Origin of the sequence: Bradyrhizobium sp. (assembly GCF_035935975.1) — a bacterium.
Lineage (GTDB): Bacteria > Pseudomonadota > Alphaproteobacteria > Rhizobiales > Xanthobacteraceae > Bradyrhizobium.
The window spans coordinates 82,173-102,858 of sequence record NZ_DASYWN010000009.1; the positions used below are offsets into that span (position 1 = coordinate 82,173).

At 66.1% G+C, this 20,686-nt stretch carries 18 protein-coding genes; 8 read left to right on the plus strand and 10 right to left on the minus strand.

Annotated elements, in window-relative coordinates; all coding sequences use genetic code 11:
• Positions 1 to 47 precede the first annotated feature (47 nt).
• Positions 48 to 1,493, minus strand: coding sequence for a TAXI family TRAP transporter solute-binding subunit (locus tag VGR99_RS03590; RefSeq protein WP_326896925.1), 1,446 nt, complete (start codon positions 1,491 to 1,493; stop codon positions 48 to 50).
• Between the two features lie 151 nt (positions 1,494 to 1,644).
• Between VGR99_RS03590 and VGR99_RS03595 the strand changes: the two genes are divergently transcribed.
• On the plus strand, positions 1,645 to 1,935 hold the full coding sequence (locus tag VGR99_RS03595; protein WP_326896926.1) for a 4a-hydroxytetrahydrobiopterin dehydratase: 291 nt from the start codon (positions 1,645 to 1,647) through the stop codon (positions 1,933 to 1,935).
• 102 nt (positions 1,936 to 2,037) lie between these two features.
• Entirely contained in the window at positions 2,038 to 2,430 is a 393-nt protein-coding gene (locus VGR99_RS03600) for a YkvA family protein (protein ID WP_326896927.1), read from the plus strand.
• 181 nt (positions 2,431 to 2,611) lie between these two features.
• Here VGR99_RS03600 and VGR99_RS03605 read toward each other — a convergent pair whose 3' ends face one another.
• The 3 genes from VGR99_RS03605 to VGR99_RS03615 all read right to left on the minus strand — a co-directional run bounded on the left by VGR99_RS03605 (position 2,612) and on the right by VGR99_RS03615 (position 6,025).
• Positions 2,612 to 3,772: a TAXI family TRAP transporter solute-binding subunit gene (locus VGR99_RS03605; RefSeq protein WP_326896928.1), complete on the minus strand. Its 1,161-nt coding sequence runs from the start codon at positions 3,770 to 3,772 to the stop codon at positions 2,612 to 2,614.
• An 18-nt stretch (positions 3,773 to 3,790) separates the two neighbouring features.
• A complete protein-coding gene (locus VGR99_RS03610) occupies positions 3,791 to 4,627 on the minus strand; it encodes a hypothetical protein (protein ID WP_326896929.1) in 837 nt (278 codons plus the stop codon).
• Between the two features lie 423 nt (positions 4,628 to 5,050).
• Positions 5,051 to 6,025, minus strand: coding sequence for an NADPH:quinone oxidoreductase family protein (locus tag VGR99_RS03615; protein ID WP_326896930.1), 975 nt, complete (start codon positions 6,023 to 6,025; stop codon positions 5,051 to 5,053).
• A 259-nt stretch (positions 6,026 to 6,284) separates the two neighbouring features.
• Between VGR99_RS03615 and VGR99_RS03620 the strand changes: the two genes are divergently transcribed.
• The 6 genes from VGR99_RS03620 to argG all read left to right on the plus strand — a co-directional run bounded on the left by VGR99_RS03620 (position 6,285) and on the right by argG (position 12,159).
• Positions 6,285 to 7,124 (plus strand): SDR family oxidoreductase, encoded by an 840-nt coding sequence (locus tag VGR99_RS03620; RefSeq protein WP_326896931.1) that lies wholly within the window; start codon positions 6,285 to 6,287, stop codon positions 7,122 to 7,124.
• 105 nt (positions 7,125 to 7,229) lie between these two features.
• A complete protein-coding gene (locus tag VGR99_RS03625) occupies positions 7,230 to 7,865 on the plus strand; it encodes an invasion associated locus B family protein (protein ID WP_326896932.1) in 636 nt (211 codons plus the stop codon).
• Between the two features lie 184 nt (positions 7,866 to 8,049).
• Entirely contained in the window at positions 8,050 to 9,252 is a 1,203-nt protein-coding gene (rlmN, locus tag VGR99_RS03630; RefSeq protein ID WP_326896952.1) for a 23S rRNA (adenine(2503)-C(2))-methyltransferase RlmN, read from the plus strand.
• 163 nt (positions 9,253 to 9,415) lie between these two features.
• Entirely contained in the window at positions 9,416 to 9,910 is a 495-nt protein-coding gene (locus tag VGR99_RS03635) for a hypothetical protein (RefSeq protein ID WP_326896933.1), read from the plus strand.
• Positions 9,911 to 9,951: 41 nt separating this feature from the next.
• Positions 9,952 to 10,728 (plus strand): phosphatase PAP2 family protein, encoded by a 777-nt coding sequence (locus tag VGR99_RS03640; protein ID WP_326896934.1) that lies wholly within the window; start codon positions 9,952 to 9,954, stop codon positions 10,726 to 10,728.
• A 93-nt stretch (positions 10,729 to 10,821) separates the two neighbouring features.
• Entirely contained in the window at positions 10,822 to 12,159 is a 1,338-nt protein-coding gene (gene argG / locus VGR99_RS03645; RefSeq protein WP_326896935.1) for an argininosuccinate synthase, read from the plus strand.
• A 158-nt stretch (positions 12,160 to 12,317) separates the two neighbouring features.
• On the opposite strand, the gene VGR99_RS03650 is transcribed toward argG, so the two are convergent.
• From VGR99_RS03650 to VGR99_RS03675, 6 genes are all read right to left on the minus strand, one after another.
• Complete coding sequence (locus VGR99_RS03650; protein ID WP_326896936.1) at positions 12,318 to 14,495, minus strand: OmpA family protein; 2,178 nt, start codon at positions 14,493 to 14,495, stop codon at positions 12,318 to 12,320.
• Between the two features lie 210 nt (positions 14,496 to 14,705).
• On the minus strand, positions 14,706 to 14,933 hold the full coding sequence (locus tag VGR99_RS03655) for a hypothetical protein (protein ID WP_326896953.1): 228 nt from the start codon (positions 14,931 to 14,933) through the stop codon (positions 14,706 to 14,708).
• Between the two features lie 63 nt (positions 14,934 to 14,996).
• The gene (locus VGR99_RS03660; RefSeq protein WP_326896937.1) at positions 14,997 to 15,383 is read right to left on the minus strand and encodes a VOC family protein; all 387 of its coding nucleotides are present in this window, start codon (positions 15,381 to 15,383) and stop codon (positions 14,997 to 14,999) included.
• A 21-nt stretch (positions 15,384 to 15,404) separates the two neighbouring features.
• Positions 15,405 to 16,229 carry an FkbM family methyltransferase gene (locus VGR99_RS03665; RefSeq protein WP_326896938.1) on the minus strand — a complete coding sequence of 275 codons (825 nt, stop codon included), beginning with the start codon at positions 16,227 to 16,229 and terminating at the stop codon, positions 15,405 to 15,407.
• Positions 16,230 to 16,393: 164 nt separating this feature from the next.
• Positions 16,394 to 18,352, minus strand: a complete 1,959-nt coding sequence (locus VGR99_RS03670) for an ABC transporter ATP-binding protein/permease (protein WP_326896939.1) — start codon at positions 18,350 to 18,352, stop codon at positions 16,394 to 16,396.
• Positions 18,353 to 18,405: 53 nt separating this feature from the next.
• A complete protein-coding gene (locus tag VGR99_RS03675) occupies positions 18,406 to 20,544 on the minus strand; it encodes an ATP-binding protein (protein ID WP_326896940.1) in 2,139 nt (712 codons plus the stop codon).
• Between the last annotated feature and the right edge of the window lie 142 nt (positions 20,545 to 20,686).

A 20,686-nucleotide genomic window follows, 5' to 3' on the forward strand; every position in this document is an offset into this window, starting at 1 on the left:
GGACCTATATTGAGACAATGTGACGCAGCAATTACGCGCGCAAGCGTTCAGGCGTTGCCGGCCGCCCTGAATTGCGCGCCGGTGCGCTGCAGGCTCTGCGGCATGCTGAACAGCACGGTCTTGCGGTCGGCGACCGCCGCGTGGAACTGCTCGAGCACGATGTTGATGGCGGTGAGTCCGCCCTCTTCGATGGCGCCGTGATCGAAGCAGCGCAGCGTATCGCGCAGGATCTCGTCGGCCTCCGTCTGCATCTGGTCGAGCTCCTCGGTCGTCTCGCTCTTGCGCGCCGCCGCAATCATGTCGAACAGACGGTCGCGCAGATGGCTGTTGTTGTCGCGCTCGTCTTTCTTCAGGTAGCCGGCGAACCACGCGCCGATCGAGCCCATGGCGGACAGCGCCATCAGACTCCACCAGATGTAATCGCTGTATTTGTCGAGGAAGGTCTTTTCCTCGCCGTCGACGAAGGCGGCCGCGCCCGGATGCACCGGAATCACCGCGTCCTTGTCGGTATCGGGCGTCTCGATCTTCGCCGCCAGCGGGAATTCCGTCACCAATTGCTGGCGCACGGAAAAGAGCTGGCGCGTGAATGCCGCGACGGTCGTCTCAGACAAGCCTCTGCGCGCCACGATATGGTGCGAGAAGCTGATGGTTTTGACCTCGTCGTCGGGACGATCCGGCGAGCCGCCGAAGGTACCGGCGGGGATCTCGGACGCTTCATAGACCGGATGGTTTTGCGCAATCGCATCGGCGGAATCGATCGCGAGGAAGGTCGGCGCGCCGGCATCCTTGGTCGAGGCGGCGATCGCATCCGCCGTGATCTTGCTGTTGACGGGGCCGGCCGCGAGATAGGCGTCGGCCTTCTGGGCCTTGATTGCCTCCGCGGCCTCGTTGGCCGGGTACTGCACGATCTCGACCTTGGCGGGATCGACGCCATATTGCTGCAGGATCACCTTGAGCAGATTGACGTTGGCCTGGGTGCGGCCGACGACGCCGACGCGATGGCCGGCGAGCTGCGCGATCTTGGTGATCTTCGCGCCACGCTTCTTGCCCTTGCCGGGGACCGACCACAGCACCACGACGTTCTTGCGCAGGGTCGCCACCGCTTGCGCGTTTTTCGGTACGTCGACGTCGCCGCGCACGATGGCGAGATCGACCTTGCCTTCCGCGAGCGCCTCGGCGCTGGCGGTGGCTCCGTCGGTCTGGATCGGACGCAGCCGTACGTAGCTCTTGTGTTGCGCGAAGGCCTGGGTCAGCGTCTGCACGACCTTGACATCGTCGCTGTTGGCGGGACCGACCGCCACCTTCAGGAACACCGGCCGCATGGCAAAGTAATAGCCGCCGACCAGCGCACCGACGATCGCCAGGACCAGTGCCAGAGACACGAGCGCCGTCTTCCGCGCCGCTGATCGCGGCGAAGGAGGAGTGGGCGCCTCGGCCAGGTCCAGACCCCCGGTCATCGATCTCCCATACAGGCGTTTCAGGCTCAGCTTCATCTTGGCCGGCGATTTACGCCGGCAATTGTAGCAAATTTCTTGTCCGGCGGGGTTACATCTCCGTCATGGTTAGCGGAGGGACGAAATCCCGTATGGATCCGAACCGTAAGCGTGGTGTTAGGGTAAAGTTCCCCTGAAAACGGAGGCCATCATGGCAGAGCGGCTGACGGCGGAAGCGCGCAAGCAGGCGCTGGGCGGTATCCCCGGCTGGACCGAGGTCCAGGGGCGTGACGCGATCGGGAAAACCTTTGTCTTCAAGGATTTCAGCGAGGCCTTCGGCTTCATGACCCGCGCCGCGCTGGTCGCCGAGAAGATGGATCACCATCCCGAATGGCGTAACGTCTACAAGATCGTGGAGGTGGTGCTGTCGACCCATGATTCCCGCGGCGTTACCGCGCTCGACATCCAGTTGGCCAAGGCGATGAACGCCATCGCAAGCTGACATCAGGCTGACATCTTGCAGTGGCCGGCCGCATCCCCATGTTGTGATCAGCAGGCGATGCGGCCATCGGCCGCCCCTCGCTGAACGGGGAGTTTGTCGAACATGGCAGCCGAACACAGCGTCGGCTTCGAGCCAGCGGACCGGCTCGCGGAAGATCGCGAGAGCGTGCGCCGCCGCTTCTGGCGCAAGCTGAAGCGCGTCGCCGCGCACCTGCCGTTCGCCGAAGATCTGCTCGCTGCCTATTACTGCGCGTTCGACCGGCAGACCCCGCGCCATGTCCAGGCCTCGCTGCTCGCAGCGATCGCCTATTTCATCCTGCCGTTCGACTTCGTTCCCGACGTGATGCCGATCCTCGGCTTCACCGATGACGCCGCCGTGCTCGCCACCGCCATCCGCATGGTCGCGGGCCACATCACGAACGAGCATCGTGAGGCCGCGCGTGCCTTGTTGAAGCGCGGTGTGGATGGGGCGGAGGTGGATGCCGAAGCGGCGTAACCGACGCGGACTCCGCCAAACCCACCGCTGTCATGCCCCGGCTTGACCGGGGCATCCAGTACGCCGCGGCGTCTCGGCTGAATCACTGCCGTCTCTGGAATACTGGGTCGCCCGGTCAAGCCGGGCGACGACAGCGAGTATGTGGATGCCCTTGCGACACCATGTGCCGCAATGACAGCCTCTACTTCTTCTCCACCTGCACCCGCGACTTGTCCGCGTCCCACGCCTGGAATTGCTTGAACAGCGTCTCCCTGTCCGCGTCGGACACCTTCGCGGCCGCGGGATTTTGTTGCAGGAACGACTCGAAGCGCTGGCGTGTCACCGGCTCGACGCCGTGCTTGTCGAGCCATTGCTGCGCCACCGGCAGCCTGTTCCAGCCGGACAGCGGCGCGGCGAGCGAGACCTCCTTCCACTTCGGATGGAACGGCGGGTTCTGCAGCGCGGGGAATTTCGTGAAGAACGCATCCACGAACAGCGCGATCTTGCGATAGCGCTCGGTGTTGGGCGCCCAGTTGTAGGCCGCGAGCACCGCGGGCACCGCGATCGTGTCCACGCTCTCGCCCTCCTTGATCAGGTTGGGATAGTCCTTCGCGGTCAGCGTCGCCGGCAGATAGTCGCTCTGGAGCGGCTTGGCATAATCGACCTTGGCGAGGTGGAAGCGGCCGTCATTGCCGAAGGTCGAGACCGATTTGTACGGCTTGCCGCCGACCACGATGACGGCGTCGATCTCGCCGGCCTTCAGCTTCTCCATCGCGATGCGCTGCTCGACATAGACGAATTTCGCCTTGATCCCGAGCCGCTCGAACACGGTGAGCGCGGTGACGAAAGTGCCGCCGTTCGGCAGGTCCACGCTGACCGTCTTGCCTTCGAGGTCTTTCAGCGTCGCGATCGATTTCGGCGCGATCACCTGCATCTCTTCGTTGTAGAGCTTCGTCACATAGGTGAACTGCCGCTTGATGTCCTTGGCAAAGCCCTTGCGCTCGAGATAGTCGAGCGTGTCGGCGCGCACGATTCCGAGATCGACGCCTTGCAGGAACAGGATGTCGGCGACGCTTTGCACCGAGCCGCGGCCGACGATCGGCAGCACGCGGATCCTGTTGCCGTCGTCGAGCACGGAAGCGAGGTCGGCGCCGAATTGCACATAGGTGCCGCCGATCGTGCCGGTGATCAGCGTGACGGTGTTGGCGTTCAGCGCCTGCTTGGTCGAGCTCGAGCCGAACTGGAAGATCGCCTTCAAACTGTCCGAGACTTTCGCCGGATCGTATTCGGTCTGCTCCGCGCGGGCAGCGAAGGCGCAGATGGTCATGATGGCGGCAAGCGCCATTCTCAAACTGTTACGCATGATGTCCTCTGAAAAAATCTAATTCGAGAGCCGGGCGAGACGCTGTCGCGCCTCCGCCGAGCCGAGGCTTGCCGCCCGCTGGTACCAGTCACGTGCGGCGGCGGCGTCGGCGCTGACGCTGCGCGCATCGCTGGTGCCGAGCACCGCTGGATCGTAGGTCTGCGCCAGCAGAAGCGCGGCCGTTGCATCCTTTGCGTTGGCCGCGCGTTCGAGCAGCAGGCGCGCCGCGACGATGTCGCCGACGCCGATCAGGCTTTTTGCGCGCGCCATCAGCCCTGCCAGCGTGTCGGCGTCGAGCGTCCGGACGGGCTCGGGCGGTGCGGGCTGTGCCGCGACGGGCGCCGGCATCTGCGCCTGCAGCGCGATCTGGTGGGCGGCTGCGATGGTCTCGCTGCTCGGCGGTGCAGGCAGGTCCTGCCGGTCGGCGCTCGCGAGCCTCGTGTCGGTCGCGCGGGCGGGATCCTTGAGCGGCGTCTGTCGTGTGACCGGCGGATTGGCCGGCGTCATGGCCTGCTCGGGAGCTCCGCCCGCCGAGCTACTGGCATTGACCGCAATGAGGCTGCGCAGGTCGGACTGAAACACCGCAGCCAAAATCGCCGCGCCGGATATCGCGAGCGTGGCAGCCAGAAGGCGCTGGACGAATTTGGTCCTGGAACGCAACGCCTGCGGCGCATATTCCCGTGGGTCCGGCGGCCCCAGCGGGTCGGACAGGAACAGCGGTATCGGATCGTCCTGTGGAAGATCGAGGCGGCTGGCGCGGGCACGAATGTAGGACGCGGTGGACGAATGTGATGCAGATCGATCGGAGTCGAACGCCCTCGACTCCCTTGACGGACGGTATGCCGTCGTCTCCATGGTGATGCTCCCCTTTACTGACGCAACGCAGGGGCCGTCCCGGCTTCAGTCTTCTTGTTGTTGTCCAGACGCACCCCGCAAACTGGAACCGGTAAATCGCCGTCCGATTCAGCCCAAAAAGCGACGGCGGTTTGCGCGAATCTGGAGATATTTAGGTTTGATTGCGGCGGAGCGGCGAAATACACCGCAATTTTGCCCGCGATGGTTGAGAGGATTTTACCAGGCGGGACGATGCGCAACCTGGTGCGGGAGGAGCGAGTTGGCCACGCTCCCTGTCCCATAAGGAGTGTCATGCCCCGCGAAGGCGGGGCATTCAGTACGCCGCGGCGTCTCGGCTAAATCACTGCTGTCTCTGGAATACTGGGTCGCCCGGTCCCGCCGGGCGACGACAGTGAGCGTGTGGCGATCGCGGAGGTCGCATCCTCACGGATGCAGGATCACCTTGCCCATGGCCTGACGGCCCGCGAGCACCTTCAGTGCATCCGCCGTCTGCGCCAGCGGGAAGGTGCGGTCGACATGCGATGAAATCTTTCCTTCCGCGGTCCACTTCACGAGCTTCTCGAGATTGGCGCGGTTCTTCGCCGGATTGAGTCGGGTCCAGGCGCCCCAGAACACGCCGCGGATATCGCAGCCCTTCAACAGTGCGAGGTTCAGCGGCATCTTCGGAATGTCGCCGGCGGCAAAGCCGATCACGAGGAAGCGGCCTTCCCAGGCGATCGAGCGCAGCGCCTGCTCGGCATACGCGCCACCCACGGGATCGAAGATGATGTCGACGCCCTTGCCGCTGGTGAGCTTGCGCAGGCCTTCCTTCAGATCTTCCTTGCCATAGTTCAGCGTCAGCTCGGCACCATGCGCCTTGGCGAATTCGAGCTTCTCGTCCGACGAGGCGCAGGCGATCACCTTCAGCCCCATCAGCTTGCCGAGTTCGCAGGCGGCAAGGCCGGTGCCGCCGGCGGCGCCGAGCACCGCGAGCGTCTCGCCCGGCTTCGGGCTGGCGCGATCTTCCAGCGCATGCAGCGCGGTGCCGTAGATGATGATGATGCCGGCAGCGCGGTCGTAATCGAGATTGTCGGGAATCTTGACGATCGATGCCGCCGGCAGCGCGATCTTCTCGCGCGCGCCGTTATGGCCGCAGGAGGCGACGACGCGATCACCGACTTTCAAATCGGTGACGCCGGCGCCGATGCTTTCGATCACGCCCGCGACTTCCGCGGCCGGCGAGAACGGGAACGGCGGCTTGATCTGGTACTTGCCCTGAATCATCAGGATGTCGAAGAAGTTCAGCGCCGCCGCCTTGATCGCGATCACGGCTTCGCCGGGACCCGCCACCGGATCCGGCACATCGGCGAGCACGAGATCGTCGGGCTGGCAATATTGCGAGCAGAGGATGGCTTTCATGGCGGCACCTTCTCGAGAGCACTTGGCGTTTCAGGACGGAATTATAGTTGGCCCGGTTTTGCCGGATTTGGGGCGACCCTACAATCAGGATTCTTTGTCTGAGGAGCGCACTGGCCTATCCTCGTCATTGCGAGCGAAGCGAAGCAATCCAGACTATTTCCGCCGGACGGACTCTGGATCGCTTCGCGGAGCTTGTCATCGGGCCGCGCTTCGCGCGGACCCGGTGGCTCGCAATGACGGAAGTGAAAGGATTCAAACGATGTTTGAAACGGGTCTGCTCAAGGGCAAGCGCATCCTCGTCACCGGCGGCGGCTCGGGCCTCGGTGCCGCGATGGGACGCCGCTTCCTCGCGCTCGGCGCCGAGCTCGTGATCTGCGGCCGCAAGCTCGACCGGCTGGACGCAACGGCGAGCGAGATGCGCGCGCAGACCGGCGGCAAGGTTACAACCATCGCCTGCGACATCCGTGATGGCGCCGGCGTCGACGGCATGATGGACGCGATCTGGCGCGAGGCGCCGCTCGACATCCTCGTCAACAATGCTGCCGCGACCTTCATCGCGCAGAGCGAACACCTCTCTTTCCGCGCAGCCGACGCGATCCTCGCGCCGACATTGCATGGCGCGATGTATTGCACGCTTGCCGCCGGCAAGCGCTGGATCGACGGCAAGCATGGCGGCGTCGTGCTCTCGATCCTCTCGACCTCGACCATCACCGGCCGCGCCTTCACCGTTCCCTCCGCGATGGCGAAATCGGCGGTGCTGGCGATGACCAAGAGCCTCGCCGTGGAATGGGGTCCGAAGGGCATCCGCACCGTCGCGATCGCGCCGGGCCCGTTCCCGACCGCCGGCGCGTCGGGGCAGCTCCGCCCCGAGGGACGCGACGAAGGCTGGACCGCGCGCAACCCGATGGGCCGCACCGGGGAACACAGCGAGCTTGCCGATCTCGCCAGCTTCCTGGTCTCCGACCACGCCGGCTACATCAATGGCGAGATGGTGGTGATCGACGGTGGCGCGCATTTGCGCAGTTCCGGCGCCGAGGACCTGCTCGGCTGGACCGAGGCGCAATGGGCCGATCAGCGCGCCGCACGATCCAAAGGCTGACCCGCTAACTGCCTTCCCAAATTGGACTTTCCCGGTTATCCCTGCCGGGGGACAAAGCGCGACCGGGCCATCTTCCAGTCACAATATTGAGGGAACCACTCCACCATGTGGCGGGTGCTATCTTTGGCTTTGATGACTGGCGTGGCGGCGTGGGGAATCACCGATTCCGCGCGGGCTCAGACCGCGCAACCAGCGCCGAAAGCTGCACCGAAAGCCGCTGCACCGGCAGCAAAGACGGCCGCAAAGCCCGAGAGCAAGCCGACGGGCCCGGCTGCGGCGGTTGCGGGCGGCGCCGAGCCGACCCTGATCGGCCAGTTCGGCACCTGGGGCGCCTATTCGGCGACGCCCAACGGCAAGAAGGTCTGCTTCGCGCTGGCCAAGCCCTCGTCATCGAAGACCAATCCGCCGAATCGGCCGCGCGATCCCGCCTATGCCTTCGTCTCGACCCGGCCGGCTGAGAAGGTGAGTAACGAAGTCTCGGTCATGATCGGTTACGCGCTGAAGCCGGGCTCGGAATCCTCGGTCGAGGTCGGCGGCGCCGCCTTTGCAATGTACACGCAGGGCGACGGCCTCTGGATCAAGAACGCGGCCGAGGAGGAGCGGATGGTGGAAGCCATGCGCAAATCCGCCGATCTCGTGGTCAAGGGCGTTTCGGCCAAGGGCACGGAGACGACCGACACGTTCTCGCTGAAAGGCCTCGCCCAGGCGCTCGACAAGATCGCGCAGGATTGCAGGCGCTAAGGCTGAAGACGTTAAGCCTGCGGGTGGTATCACGGTCGCAATCGGCAATTCCGGTTGCTATATAAGGCCGGTTCCGAGTTTTTCCGTCATTCCGGGATGGTCCGAAGGACCAGACCCGGAATCTCGAGGTTCCGGGTTCGACGCTTCGCGTTGCCCCGGAACGACCAAACAATCAGGCCCAATGATGCAACCGACGACCGAGCCGCGCGACGCAATCCTGGTGGAGAAGACTCCGCTCGAAACCTACGTGCCGCCGGCCAGGCCTTCGCTGATCGGCCTGTCGCGCACCGAGCTGGCGGACCGCCTCGGCGAGATCGGCGTCGCGCCTGCGCAGCGCAAGATGCGCGTGCAGCAGCTCTGGCACTGGCTCTATTTCCGCGGCGCCCAGAGCTTCGACGACATGACCTCGATCTCGAAGGGCATTCGCGCCGAGCTCGCCCAGCACTTCACCGTCGACCGTCCCGAAGTCGTGGCCGAGCAGATCTCCAATGACGGCACCCGCAAATGGCTGCTGCGTCTGCCGAGCGGCGACAATGTCGAGAAGGCGCATGAAGTCGAGTGCGTCTACATCCCCGAGACCGATCGCGGCACGCTCTGCGTCTCCTCGCAGGTCGGCTGCACGCTGAACTGCTCGTTCTGCCACACCGGCACACAACGCCTGGTGCGCAACCTCACCGCCGGCGAGATCGTCGGCCAGATCATGGTCGCGCGCGATCGTCTGAATGACTGGGCCGATCGCGAGGACGGCACGCGCCGCGTCACCAACATCGTGATGATGGGCATGGGCGAGCCGCTCTACAATTTCGACGCGGTGCGCGATGCGCTGTTGATCGTCGGCGACAATGAAGGCATCGGCATCTCCCGCCGCCGCATCACGCTCTCGACCTCGGGCGTGGTGCCGAACATCGTGCGCGCCGGCGAGGAGATCGGCGTCATGCTCGCGATCTCGCTGCATGCGGTGCGCGACGAGCTGCGCAACGAGCTCGTTCCGCTTAACCGCAAATATCCGATCAAGGAGCTGCTGCAGGCCTGCCGCGACTATCCCGGCGCCTCCAACGCGCGCCGCATCACCTTCGAATATGTGATGCTCAAGGGCGTCAACGATTCACTCGACGATGCCAAGCTGCTGGTGAAGCTGCTCAAGGGCATTCACGCAAAAATCAATCTGATCCCGTTCAATCCCTGGCCCGGTACGGCCTATGAATGCTCGGACTGGGACCAGATCGAAAAGTTCTCCGAATACATCTTCAACGCCGGCTATTCCTCGCCGGTGCGCACCCCGCGCGGCCGCGACATCCTCGCCGCCTGCGGCCAGCTCAAGTCGGAGACGGAAAAGCTCAGTGCACGCGAGCGCCAGGCACTGCGCGCCATGGCGATGACGGATTGAGGATGAGTGCCCGCACTCTCGCATCCTCGTCATTGCGAGCGCAGCGAAACAATCCAGAGTGTTTCCGCGGCGGCAGTCTGGATTGCTTCGTCGCGGAGCCTGTCATCCGGCCCGCCGGAGGCGGGACCGGGTGGCTCCTCGCAATGACGGCGAGAGTGACACCATGTCCCTGATCGGCCGCCTCATCGTCGTCTTCATCGGCTTTCTCGCCGCCTGCTTCGTCGGCGGCATGATCGTCGTCGGCGCGTTGCTGTTTCCGGAGTTTTCCGATCTCGGCGCCGGTCCCGTCGATCAGGGCGCGATCGACATCCTGCTCGGCTTCGGCTTCATCTTCGTCTCGGGCTTCGCGCTGGTTCCGGCCGCCGTGATCGTCGCCATCACCGAGGCGCTCTACATCCGCAGCGCGCTGGCCTATGCCGTCGGCGGCGGCCTCGTCGGGCTCGCCTGCTATCTCGGCCTCGTCCCCTTCCATTCCGACACGCTGCAGTTCGAAGGCATCGTGCGGCGTCATTTGGAGATCATGACCGGCGCGGGCATCGTCGCCGGCGTCGTCTACTGGTTGATCGCCGGCCGCAACGCCGGCGCCTGGCGCATCCCGCCGCCCCCACGCAAGCCGCCTCCGCCGCTGCCGTTGAACTCGCGGCCGGATGCGCAGTGATAGGGTTTTCATCCGCTCTCTACTCCGCTAAACCGCGCGCCATGAACCGGACTGGACTCTTCATCGCCCTGGCGCTGTGGCTCGTGATCGGCGTCGTTTTCGGGCTCTATCCCGAGCTCGATCTCAAGCTGGCCTCGCTGTTCTTCGACCCCGAGACCAGGACGTTTCCGGTCAAGTTGAACGGCTGGGCAGGTTTTGCGCGTGACGCCGCGATGTGGGTCTCCTGGGCTTTCGTGCTGCCGTCGCTGGTCGCGCTCGTGGTCAAGATGATCCGGCCCGACCGTCCCTTGATGGTGTCGGGGCGCGCGATCGTGTTCCTGCTTGCGACCATCATCCTGTCGGCCGGTATTCTCACCAACCTCACCTTCAAGACCTATTGGGGCCGGCCGCGGCCGGTGGTGGTGACGCAGTTCGCCGGCGAGCAGCACTTCGTGCCGTGGTGGGATCCGCGCGGCGACTGCGCGCGCAACTGCTCGTTCTTCTCGGGCGAGGGCGCGACCGCGTTCTGGACGCTGGCGCCGGCCGCGCTGGCCCCGCCGGCATGGCGGCCGCTGGCCTATGCCGGCGCGGTCATCTTCGGCGCCGTCACCAGCGGGCTGCGGATGGCCTTTGGCGGCCACTTCTTCACCGACGTATCGATCGCCGGCCTCGTCACCTTCGTCGTGATCTGGTTCGCCTACGCGATGATCTACCGCTGGCCGCGGACCCGGTTCTCGGACGAGGCGGTCGATGCCGCCCTGACCCGGCTGAACATGCCCGGCTACCGGCTCCGCCAGCGCCTGTTCGGCCGCAAGACGAGCGCCGAACCCTCGGTTTGAGCCATTAAATGCGTGCCCAGCCCGGCGAAATTTGATATTCGCCCGGTCAAGTTCGCCCTCATATCAGCCCCTTGAGACCCGATTGGAAGCGCCATGACCACGATCCTGAAAAGCCTCCCCAAGGGTGAGAAAGTCGGCATCGCTTTTTCGGGCGGTCTCGACACCAGCGCGGCGCTGCTCTGGATGAAGCAGAAGGGCGCGCGCTGCTACGCCTATACCGCCAATCTCGGCCAGCCGGACGAGGCCGATTACAACGAGATCCCGCGCAAGGCGGAAGCGTTCGGCGCCGAGAAGGCCGTGCTGGTCGATTGCCGCACGCAGCTCGTCCACGAAGGTATCGCCGCGATCCAGTCGGGCGCCTTCCACATCTCGACCGGCGGCATCACCTATTTCAACACCACGCCGCTCGGGCGCGCGGTCACCGGCACGATGCTGGTCGCGGCGATGAAGGAGGACGGCGTCAACATCTGGGGCGACGGCTCGACCTTCAAGGGCAACGACATCGAGCGCTTCTACCGCTACGGCCTGCTGACCAATCCGGGCTTGCGCATCTACAAGCCCTGGCTCGACCAGCAGTTCATCGACGAGCTCGGCGGCCGCGCCGAGATGTCGGCGTTCATGACGGCGCAGGGCTTTGCCTACAAGATGAGCGCCGAGAAGGCGTATTCGACCGACAGCAATCTGCTCGGCGCCACGCACGAGGCCAAGGATCTCGAAAGCCTCGACAGCGGCATCAAGATCGTCAACCCGATCATGGGCGTGCCGTTCTGGCGCGAGGACTGCGCCGTCAAGGCAGAGAAGGTCGTGGTGCGTTTCGAGGAAGGTCAGCCGGTCGCGCTGAACGGCCAGACCTTCTCCGATCCCGTCGCGCTGTTCCTCGAAGCCAACGCCATCGGCGGCCGCCACGGCCTCGGCATGAGCGACCAGATCGAGAACCGCATCATCGAGGCCAAGAGCCGCGGCATCTACGAGGCGCCCGGCATGGCGCTGCTGCACATCGCCTATGAGCGTCTCGTCACCGGCATCCACAACGAGGACACCATCGAGCAGTACCGCATCAGCGGCATGCGCTTGGGTCGTCTGCTCTACCAAGGCCGTTGGTTCGACTCGCAGGCCCTGATGCTGCGCGAGACCGCGCAGCGCTGGGTCGCGCGCGCCGTCACCGGCGAGGTCACGCTCGAGCTGCGCCGCGGCAACGACTATTCGATCCTCAACACCGAGAGCCCGAACCTCACCTATGCGCCGGAGCGGCTCAGCATGGAGAAGGTCGAGGACGCCGCCTTCACGCCCGCGGACCGCATCGGCCAGCTCACCATGCGCAATCTCGACATCGCGGACACGCGCACCAAGCTCGGTCTCTATTCGAAGACCGGCCTGCTGTCGGGCACCGAAGGCTCGCAGATCTTCCGGCTGGAGAGCGACAAGGGCTGATTGACGTCGTCGTAGCCCGGATGAGCGCAGCGATATCCGGGACTTTCTCGCCAAGTAGATAGATATCCCCGGATGTCGCTGCGCTCATCCGGGCTACGAACTCCAAAAACAAAAATGGCCGGGATCGCTCCCGGCCATTTGCTTTCGTGCGTGTCGCCTCAGCGCGGCGGCGTGGTGCCGGGCGGGGGCGGCGGCAGCGAGGCCGTCCCGCCGTTGAGCAGCGGCGTGATGCGGCGGACGGTGACGCGCCGGTTGATCAGGCTCGGCCCTTGCGTCTGCTCCTTCAGGTACTGCTCGCCGTAACCCTGCGACGTCAGGTTCTCCGCGGGCACATTGAACTGCTGCGTGAGCAGTTCGGCCGCGGACTGCGCCCGGCGGTCCGACAGCGATAGATTGTCGACCTCGTTGCCGACCGCGTCGGTGTGCCCCTCGATCAGGAACACCTCGCGCGGATTGCGCTGAATCGCCTGGTTGAGGCCGTCGGCGATCACCTGCAGCCGGGCCGCCTGGTCCGGCGGGATGGTCCACGATCCCGTCTCGAAGTTGATCGTGTTGACGTCGATGCTCGGCATCTGCATGCGAACGTTCGGCGAGTAGCGGATCTCGTCGAGCGAGTAGCGCCGATCGATCCGCTGCACCGGCGGAGCCACCATGGTCTGGTAGATCACGTCCGGCGACGCTTCCTGGGCGTCGACGATGTAGCGATCATAGGGGATGTTCACGACCGGTGGCGGCACGTCGACATAGAAGCCGCCGACAGCGCGAGGATCGCGATAGGAGTTGTCGATGATGACGATCTCTTGCCCGCGCGGATCCCTGCGGATTCGACGTAGCAGCGAGCCGTCCGGACCGACCACGGTGATCACCTCGCTGCCATCGGGACGGACCACGACGGTGCGGGTATCGCCGCCGTCATTGAAGGTGCGGATGTCGCGGGCGCCGTAGCGGAAGCGATAGAGATCGTTGCCGCGGACGTACGCTTGCCCACCCGGATCGCGGATGATGATGCGGTCCGGCTCGTTGTAGATGGTGCGGCCGCCTTCGACGACTTCGCGTCGCTGGCTGTGCATGTCGGCGATGGTGGCGCCGATCACGGCGCCGGCCACCACGCCCGCGCCGATCGCGAGCGGAGTCAGGTCACGCTGCTGCGGACGCGGCGGCGGCGGCAGCGGTGCTGCGATCGTGGGCGCTGCGCGGAAAGCCGGAGCAACCGTCGGCGGAGCATATTGCGCCCTGTTGGGCGGTGGTGCTGCGGCCGCCGTGCCAGGCACGACGCTCGGCGCTGCGGCGCCGGCGGGAGGAGCCGGCGGCCGAGGCGGCGGACCACCGGCCTGGGGCGGCGCAGCCGGGGCTCCGGCAGTGGGCGCACCGGCCGGAGGCGTTGCACCCTGTTGGCCAGGGGCCGGAGTCGCAACGGGGGCCGCGCCGGGCGCGGGCGCCGGTCCCGCGCCGGGACGGCCGGGCGGCGGCGTCGGAGCGCCACCGGGAGCCGGTGTGGTTGTCGGAGCAGGCGCGGCGCCAGGAGCCGGCGATCCTGCAGCCGGAGGTGCGCCGGGACGTCCGCCACCGGGCGGCGGTGCACCGGGGCGTCCAGCCGGCGGCGTGCCAGGCGCGGCGCCCGGAGCGGGTGTTGCGGTCGGCGCAGGTGTTGTCGCCGGTGCAGGTGTTGCCGGCGGCGTTGCGGTCGGAGCAGCCGCACCAGGACGGGCCGCAGGCGCAGCCGGTGAAGGAGCCGGCGCTGCCGAAGGTGCCGGCGCCGGACGTGCCGCTGGGGCCGCTGCGGGCGGCGGTGCTGCCGGTGGCGTCGGAGCAGGACGCGAGGCCGGCGGCGCTGCAGCTGGAGGCGGTGTCGGCGCGTGCTGTTGCACGGCCGGAGGTGGCGGAGTCGGCGAGGGCGCATGCTGCTGGGGCGCCGCAGCCGGAGGCGGCGACGGTTGCTTCGGAGCAGCAGCCGGCGGCGGGGGCGGCGTGGGTGCGTGCGTCGCAGGCGGCGGCGGAGGAGGAGGCGGTGTCGGGCGCGCCGGCGCGGCCGCGGGCGGCGGCGGAGCGGGAGGATGCGGAGGCGCCGCGGCGGGCGGCGGCGCGGTCGGGCGTGCAGGCGCCGCAGGCGGTGGCGCGGCTGGTGGCGGCGGAGGAGGTGCGGCCGGACGCGCAGCGGGCGGCGGCGCCTTTGGCGCTTCCTTCGGCGGCTGCTTCGGTTTTCCGTCAGGGCCCAATTCTGGCTGGGCTTGCGCGACCACGAGCGGTGGCGCGCTCTGCGCATGCGATGCGGTGGTTGCCAATTGCATCGCGGTCAGAGCCGTTGTCGCAAGCAGCACGAAACGAAGGTTGGTCATGTGGTTCAACTTCCCCGGAAGGTTCTTTGACGAAGTGTTGGGATGAACAGCTACGCGTTAGGCCGGATTGTGGCGGGCGAAGCGGTCGCGACTCGATTTATTTCTGCACCGAAATCAACTCACTATGGTGACGTTCATTGCGCATTCAGACGCATGTTGCAATCGCCTCACATGTGATGCTTCGCCCCATATGTGATCCCGCTGCCGAGCTCAATCCGTCGCAGGATTCGGCGTGATCGGACCGTTCGGTCCGCGTGGCGGAATCTCTTCAGGCATGCGGCCGGGCAGCTCGTCGGGCCGCGGTGATTCGCCGGGCTCGCGCACCGGCGGCGTGATTTCAGGCTGCGGATTGCCCGGCGGAATCCCGGGCGGCGGCTCTGTCGGAGTCCCCGGTGTTGCCGGTGGAATCTCGGGCGGTTCGATCGGCTGCGGCATCATCGAGATCAGTTCTCTGGAGAACGACAACGATGATGCCGCGCCGATGTTCCTCGTCGTCTTGCCCTATTCCGGCGTGTGGCAGACCGCCTCGATGTTGTGGCCGTCAGGATCGAGCACGAACGCGCCGTAGTAGTTCGCATGATAATGCGGGCGGATGCCGGGCGCGCCGTTGTCGCGACCGCCGGCTGCCATCGCCGCCTTGTAGAAGGCATCGACCGTGGCGCGATCCTTGGCGAGAATCGCGACGTGCACCGGCTTGTTCATCGCGCCTTTTCCATCGATCCAGAAATCCGGCTTGCCGCCGGCGCCGAAGCCGGCGGCTGCGGCGTGACCGGTCTGCTCTTCCGTCACTTCCATGATCAGGCTGTAATCAAGCGGCGCCAGTGCCTTGGCGTAGAACGTTTTCGCGCGCTCATAATCGGAGACGGACAAGCCCAAATGATCGATCATCGTAACCTCCGTGGTTCGTCGTCAGCGCGACAGGAACGTATTGCTCCGGGTCTTGCGCACGATCGCAAAACCGCGCGCGACCATGTCAGCGATACAATCCTGCTGCCATTCGTTTTGTGACAGATGCTCGATCACCACCGCGCGCGGCCACAGCGTTTGCGGCGCGTCGCGGAAGAAGCCGATCAGCACGCGGTCCTCAAAGCCCTCGACGTCGATCTTGAGCGAATTGACTTGCGTGACGCTGGCTTCTTCAAGGATGCGCGTCAGGCGCAGCGACGGGACCTTGATCGCCTCCGCGCTCGCAGCGCCGGTGACGACATGCGTAGCGCCGAGATTGCCGCCGCCGCTCTCGATCATCAGCTCGCCGTCGCTGTCGCCGGCGGCAGCCTGCACCAGGCGCACCTGCGTTGCTTTCGATGCGGCGTGATTGAACGCGAGCCGTCCGAATGTGATCGGGTGCGGCTCGATCGCGACCACCTTGCCGGATGCCCCTACCTGCCGCGCCATCACCAGCGCGAAAGTGCCGACGTTCGCGCCGACGTCGACGAAGGTACCACCCGCCGGCGTGTGCTGGCGCAGGAAGTCGAGCTCGTCGAGATTGTAGTCGGGATTGAACAGCGCGCCACGCTCGGTCGCGCTGCCCTGGTGATAGAGCCGGAACGAGGCGCCCTGGTATTGCACGTCGATCGGGCCGCCGCGCAGCAGATTGACCAGCCGCGACATCCATGGACGGAATGCGCCGCGCTTCAGCCCCGACTGCTGCGTGAGGCGAATGATCGCGGCCTGCGCGGCATTCGGCGCAAACGCGCCGAACGGCGCGGTCGATGAGGCGTTGTCGGGCGTCAAGCAGGCGGTCCTCGTTATAGGCGGCGCATGCATAGCCGGTTTTGATGAGGACTCCAAACTTCACGGGAGATCCGTAGCCCGGATGGAGCGCAGCGAAATCCGGGGTTCTTGCCGTGCGGAGAGATTGTCCCGGATTACGCTGCGCTCCATCCGGGCTACGGGCCTCACGCCGCCTTCTTCGGCGGCGCCTTGCGCTGGCGCAGGAAGCGGCCGAGCAGCTTGCGCTTGCCCTTGCGCGGGATCAGGTCGATGTCGCTGACGAGCTTGGCGCCGCCCTTGCGGCGCTCCAGCACGATCTTGCGGCTGTGGAATGCTTCCAGCTCGACGCGGTGCGCGACGCTGACGATGGTCGCCTTCGGCAGCTCGTCGGTGACCATCTGCATCATCTTGTCCTGGCTCTTCTCGTCGAGCGCGGAGGTCGCTTCATCGAGCACGACGATGTCGGGGTTGTGCAGCAGCAGCCGCGCGAAGGCGAGGCGCTGTTTCTCGCCGCCTGACAGCGTCTGGTCCCACGGTCCTTCCTCCTCGATCTTCTCCTTGAGATGATCGAGACCGACTTTGTGCAGGGCTTCGCCGATCTCGTCCTCGCTCCAGTTCTCGGCCGCGCCGGGATAGGCGACGGCACGACGCAGCGAGCCGGAAGGCACGTAAGGCCGCTGCGGCAGCATGAACAGCCGTCGGTCGGGATGGAAATTGACGCTGCCGCCGCCCCAGGGCCACAGCCCTGCGATGGCGCGCACCAGCGTGCTCTTGCCGGTGCCGGATTCGCCGGCGACGAGCAGCCGTTCGCCGGGCTCGATCGCCACCTCGGTCTCGCCGACCACGGCGGTGCCGTCGTCGAGCGTGACCGAGAGATCGTTCAGCTCCAGCATCGTCTCGTTGCTGGTCTCGCCGCGCTTGATGCGGCCGAGGCCGTCGCCCTCCTCGGCGCGCTCGAGACCGTCGAGCGACATCATCAGCGAGGCGATGCGGCGCGCGCAGGCGTTCCAGTCGGCGAGCCGCGGATAATTGTCGACCAGCCAGCCGAATGCGCTCTGCACGATGGTGAAGGCGGAGGCCGCCTGCATCACCTGCCCGAGCGTCATGCTGCCGTCGAGGAATTTGGGCGCGCAGAGCAGGAGCGGGACCACGGGCGCAACGAGGCTCGATCCCTGCGATACCAGCGTGGTGCGCATGTGCTGGCCCGCGAGCCGGGCCCATTGCCGCAGCACGCTGGTGAAATTGCGATCGATGCCGCCGCGCTCTTCCTCCTCGCCGCCGAGCAGCGCGATGCTCTCGCCGTTCTCGCGCACGCGCGTCAACGTGTAGCGGAAATCGGCCTCGGCCTGGTTCTTGTCCTCGGAGACCTGCACGAACTGGCGGCCGATCACCAGGATCGAGCCGGAGGCGATCAATGCATAGAGGATCGCCGCGATGACGAGGAAGCCGGGAATGGTGACGGCGGAGCCACTGATCGTGACGGTGAGGGCGCCGCCGATGGTCCAGAGCACGACGATGAAGGTCGCGGCCGACAGCAGCGCCGAGGTGACGCCGGCAAGGAAATCGACCGGCGAATCGGTCGCGATGCGCAGATCCTCGGCGATGCGGTATTCCGGATTCTTGTGATCGCCGCCGACGAGGTTGAGCTGGTAGTAGCGTCCGTTCTTGAGCCAGCGCGTCAGCACGCTGTTGGTCAGCCAGGCACGCCAGCGTCGCTGGATGCCCATCCGCGCGAACACCTGCGCGACGCCCAGCACGATGCTGCCGATCGCGAGCGGGAAGAACACCGCCGTGAGGTGGAAGACGGTGCTGGCATCGCGCTTCTCGATGGCGTCGAAGATCGCGCGATTCCAGACATTGATGCCGTATTGGAAGCCGACGGTGAGGACGATCAGCACGACGAGGCCGATCGAAAACGGCCAGGCGAGGCGGTCGCCGCTGCCGCCCCAGAAGCCGCGCGCGCTGATCCAGAACCGCGTCAGCAGATAGTCCTTGCGGGCCTGTTCGATCTCCTCGGGCGAGAGGTCTGAATCGGGCTCGAGCACCTCCGGTGGCGGCGGCGCGACCTCGTCGCCGTTCTCGCCCTTGATCTCGACAATGGGCGGCTTCTTCGCCCCCTCGCGCTTTGCGGCCGGCTTGCTCATGCGCGGACAACGCGAAGGAAATCAGCCGGTTCCCTTCGGTTCCGGCGCGTCGCTCACTCCGCGGCGCCGTTTCGGACCCGGCGCAGCCGCGCCGCCTTGTGCAGCACCCGCGACAATTCCTCAATGGAATAGGGCTTTTGCACGAGGTCGAAGCCAGCGACGCCGTCCTGCGACAGGGCTTCGCTATAGCCGCTGGTCAGCACCACGGGCACGCCGATATCGCGCTCGCGGATCGCCAGCGCCAGATCGAGCCCGGTCATGCCGGGCATCACCACGTCGGAGAACACGACATCGAAGCGATCGGAATCCACGACCAGCTCGGCCAGCGCATCGCTGGCATTGTCGACCAGCGTGATGCTGTAGCCGAGCTCGGTGAGGCCGTCGGCCGCGAAATTGGCAAGCTCGATGTTGTCCTCGACCACCAGCACCGACATGCCGCTGCCGGCCTCCGCCGGCGCCGTGTTCGGGGCCTGCCGCTGCGGCAGCAGATCCGGCGGCACCCGCGGCAGATAGAGCGAGAAGGTGCTGCCATGGCCGACCTCGCTCGTCACCGTCACCTCGCCGCCCGATTGCCGCGCGAAGCCGAACACCTGCGACAGGCCGAGTCCGGTGCCCTGGCCGACCTGCTTTGTCGTGAAGAACGGCTCGAAGATGCGACCGAGCCGCGCGGCGGGAATGCCGATGCCGGTGTCGCTGACGCCGATGCTGACGAAACCGTGGCTGCCGGAGAGATGCGCGAGCGTGTCGGGGACGGTCGTTGCGGGCTCAACGGCAAAGGTGATCCGGCCCTTGCCCTGCATGGCATCGCGCGCATTGGTCGCCATGTTGATCAGCGCGGTCTCGAACTGGCTGGCATCGGCATTGACGAGGCACGGCTCGCCCGGCAGGCGCATGCTGATCTCGATCGCCGAGCCCAGCAGCGTCGCGAGCATGTCGTGCAGCGACTGCACGCGCTCGCCGACGTCGAACACCTCGGGCTTCAGCGGCTGTCGCCGCGCGAAGGCGAGCAGCTGCGAGGTCAGTTTCGCTGCGCGCGCGACCGCATCGGCGATCGCGGTGATGTAGCGCTGCCGCCGTTCCTCCGTGAGCTGCGGCCGGTTCAAGAGGTCGACCGAGGCACGGATCACCGTCAGCAGATTGTTGAAGTCATGCGCGACGCCGCCGGTGAGCTGTCCGAGCGCCTCCAGCCGCTGGCTGTGCTTGAGCGCCTCCTCGGCCTCGCGCTGCTTGGCGGCCTCGGCCTGCAGATGCTGGGCGCGCCGGAACGCTAACGCCAGCAGCACGAACAGCAGCGCGGTGGCGGGCACACCGAACACCAGATGCTGGCCGATGGTCGCGTACCAGCGCGCGCGGATCGCCGAGGTCTCCAGCCCGGCGCTGACATAGATCGGATACTCGGCAACGCGCCGATAGCCGATGCGCCGCTCGATCCCGTCCGACGGCCAGGCGACGGTGATGAGGCCGTGGTCCGGGTGAGCGGCGATCTCGCGCCCAACCGGTCCGTTCGGATCGAGCCGCAGATCGCGGTCCGCCCGCGGGAAATGGGCGATCAGCACGCCGTCGGCGCGTCCCATCGCGAAGAAGCTGCCGGGATCGGTGCCGATCCTGGCGTAGAAGCTCTCGAAATATTCCGGCAGGACCGAGGCCTGGATCACGCCGATGAAGCTGCCGTCGTCGGTCTCGCGGCGCCGGCTCACGCCGAAGAAGCGCGCACCCTGATAGGGTGGGCGCGGCGTCAGCGAGGCGCCGATGAAGCTTCCGACGTCGTGGTCGATATGGGCAGCGAAATAGTCTCGGTCGGCAAAGCTCTGTTCCGGCGGCGGCGATGCGAGGCTGTTGACCAGCGATTGGCCGTTCGCATCGAAGATCCAGGCCGATTTGAGCTGCGGCAGCGAATCGGTGAGGCGCTTCAGGCGCCGGTGCAGCGCCGGCTCGCGCGCGCGGATGACGTCGTCGGGAAGCCCGCGCACCACCTCGTTGATCTCGGCGAGGCTCCGGTCGATGGTCTCGAACACTTTGAGCGCGTGTTCATGCGCGACGTCGAGCGTGCGCTCGATCTCGCGGTCGGCGGTCTCTTGTATCGAGGTGTAGGAGGTCGTGGAGGCGAAGACGAACAGCGCAACCGGAAGCGCCAGGGATGCAGCCATCATCCACTGCAGCAGTCTCAGCGAGTTGCGTTGCGCGCCCTGCACAGTCGCTCCCGGTCCCCCGGCCGGAAGCTTACTTGAATTTCCCGCCGGGAAGGAAGCGGCTTGTAACAGTAATCTTTGGTTGTATTCGGGGAGTTCGCCCGCAGGGCGGGTCTCGGCAAATTCTACTCAAACTGACGCAGAT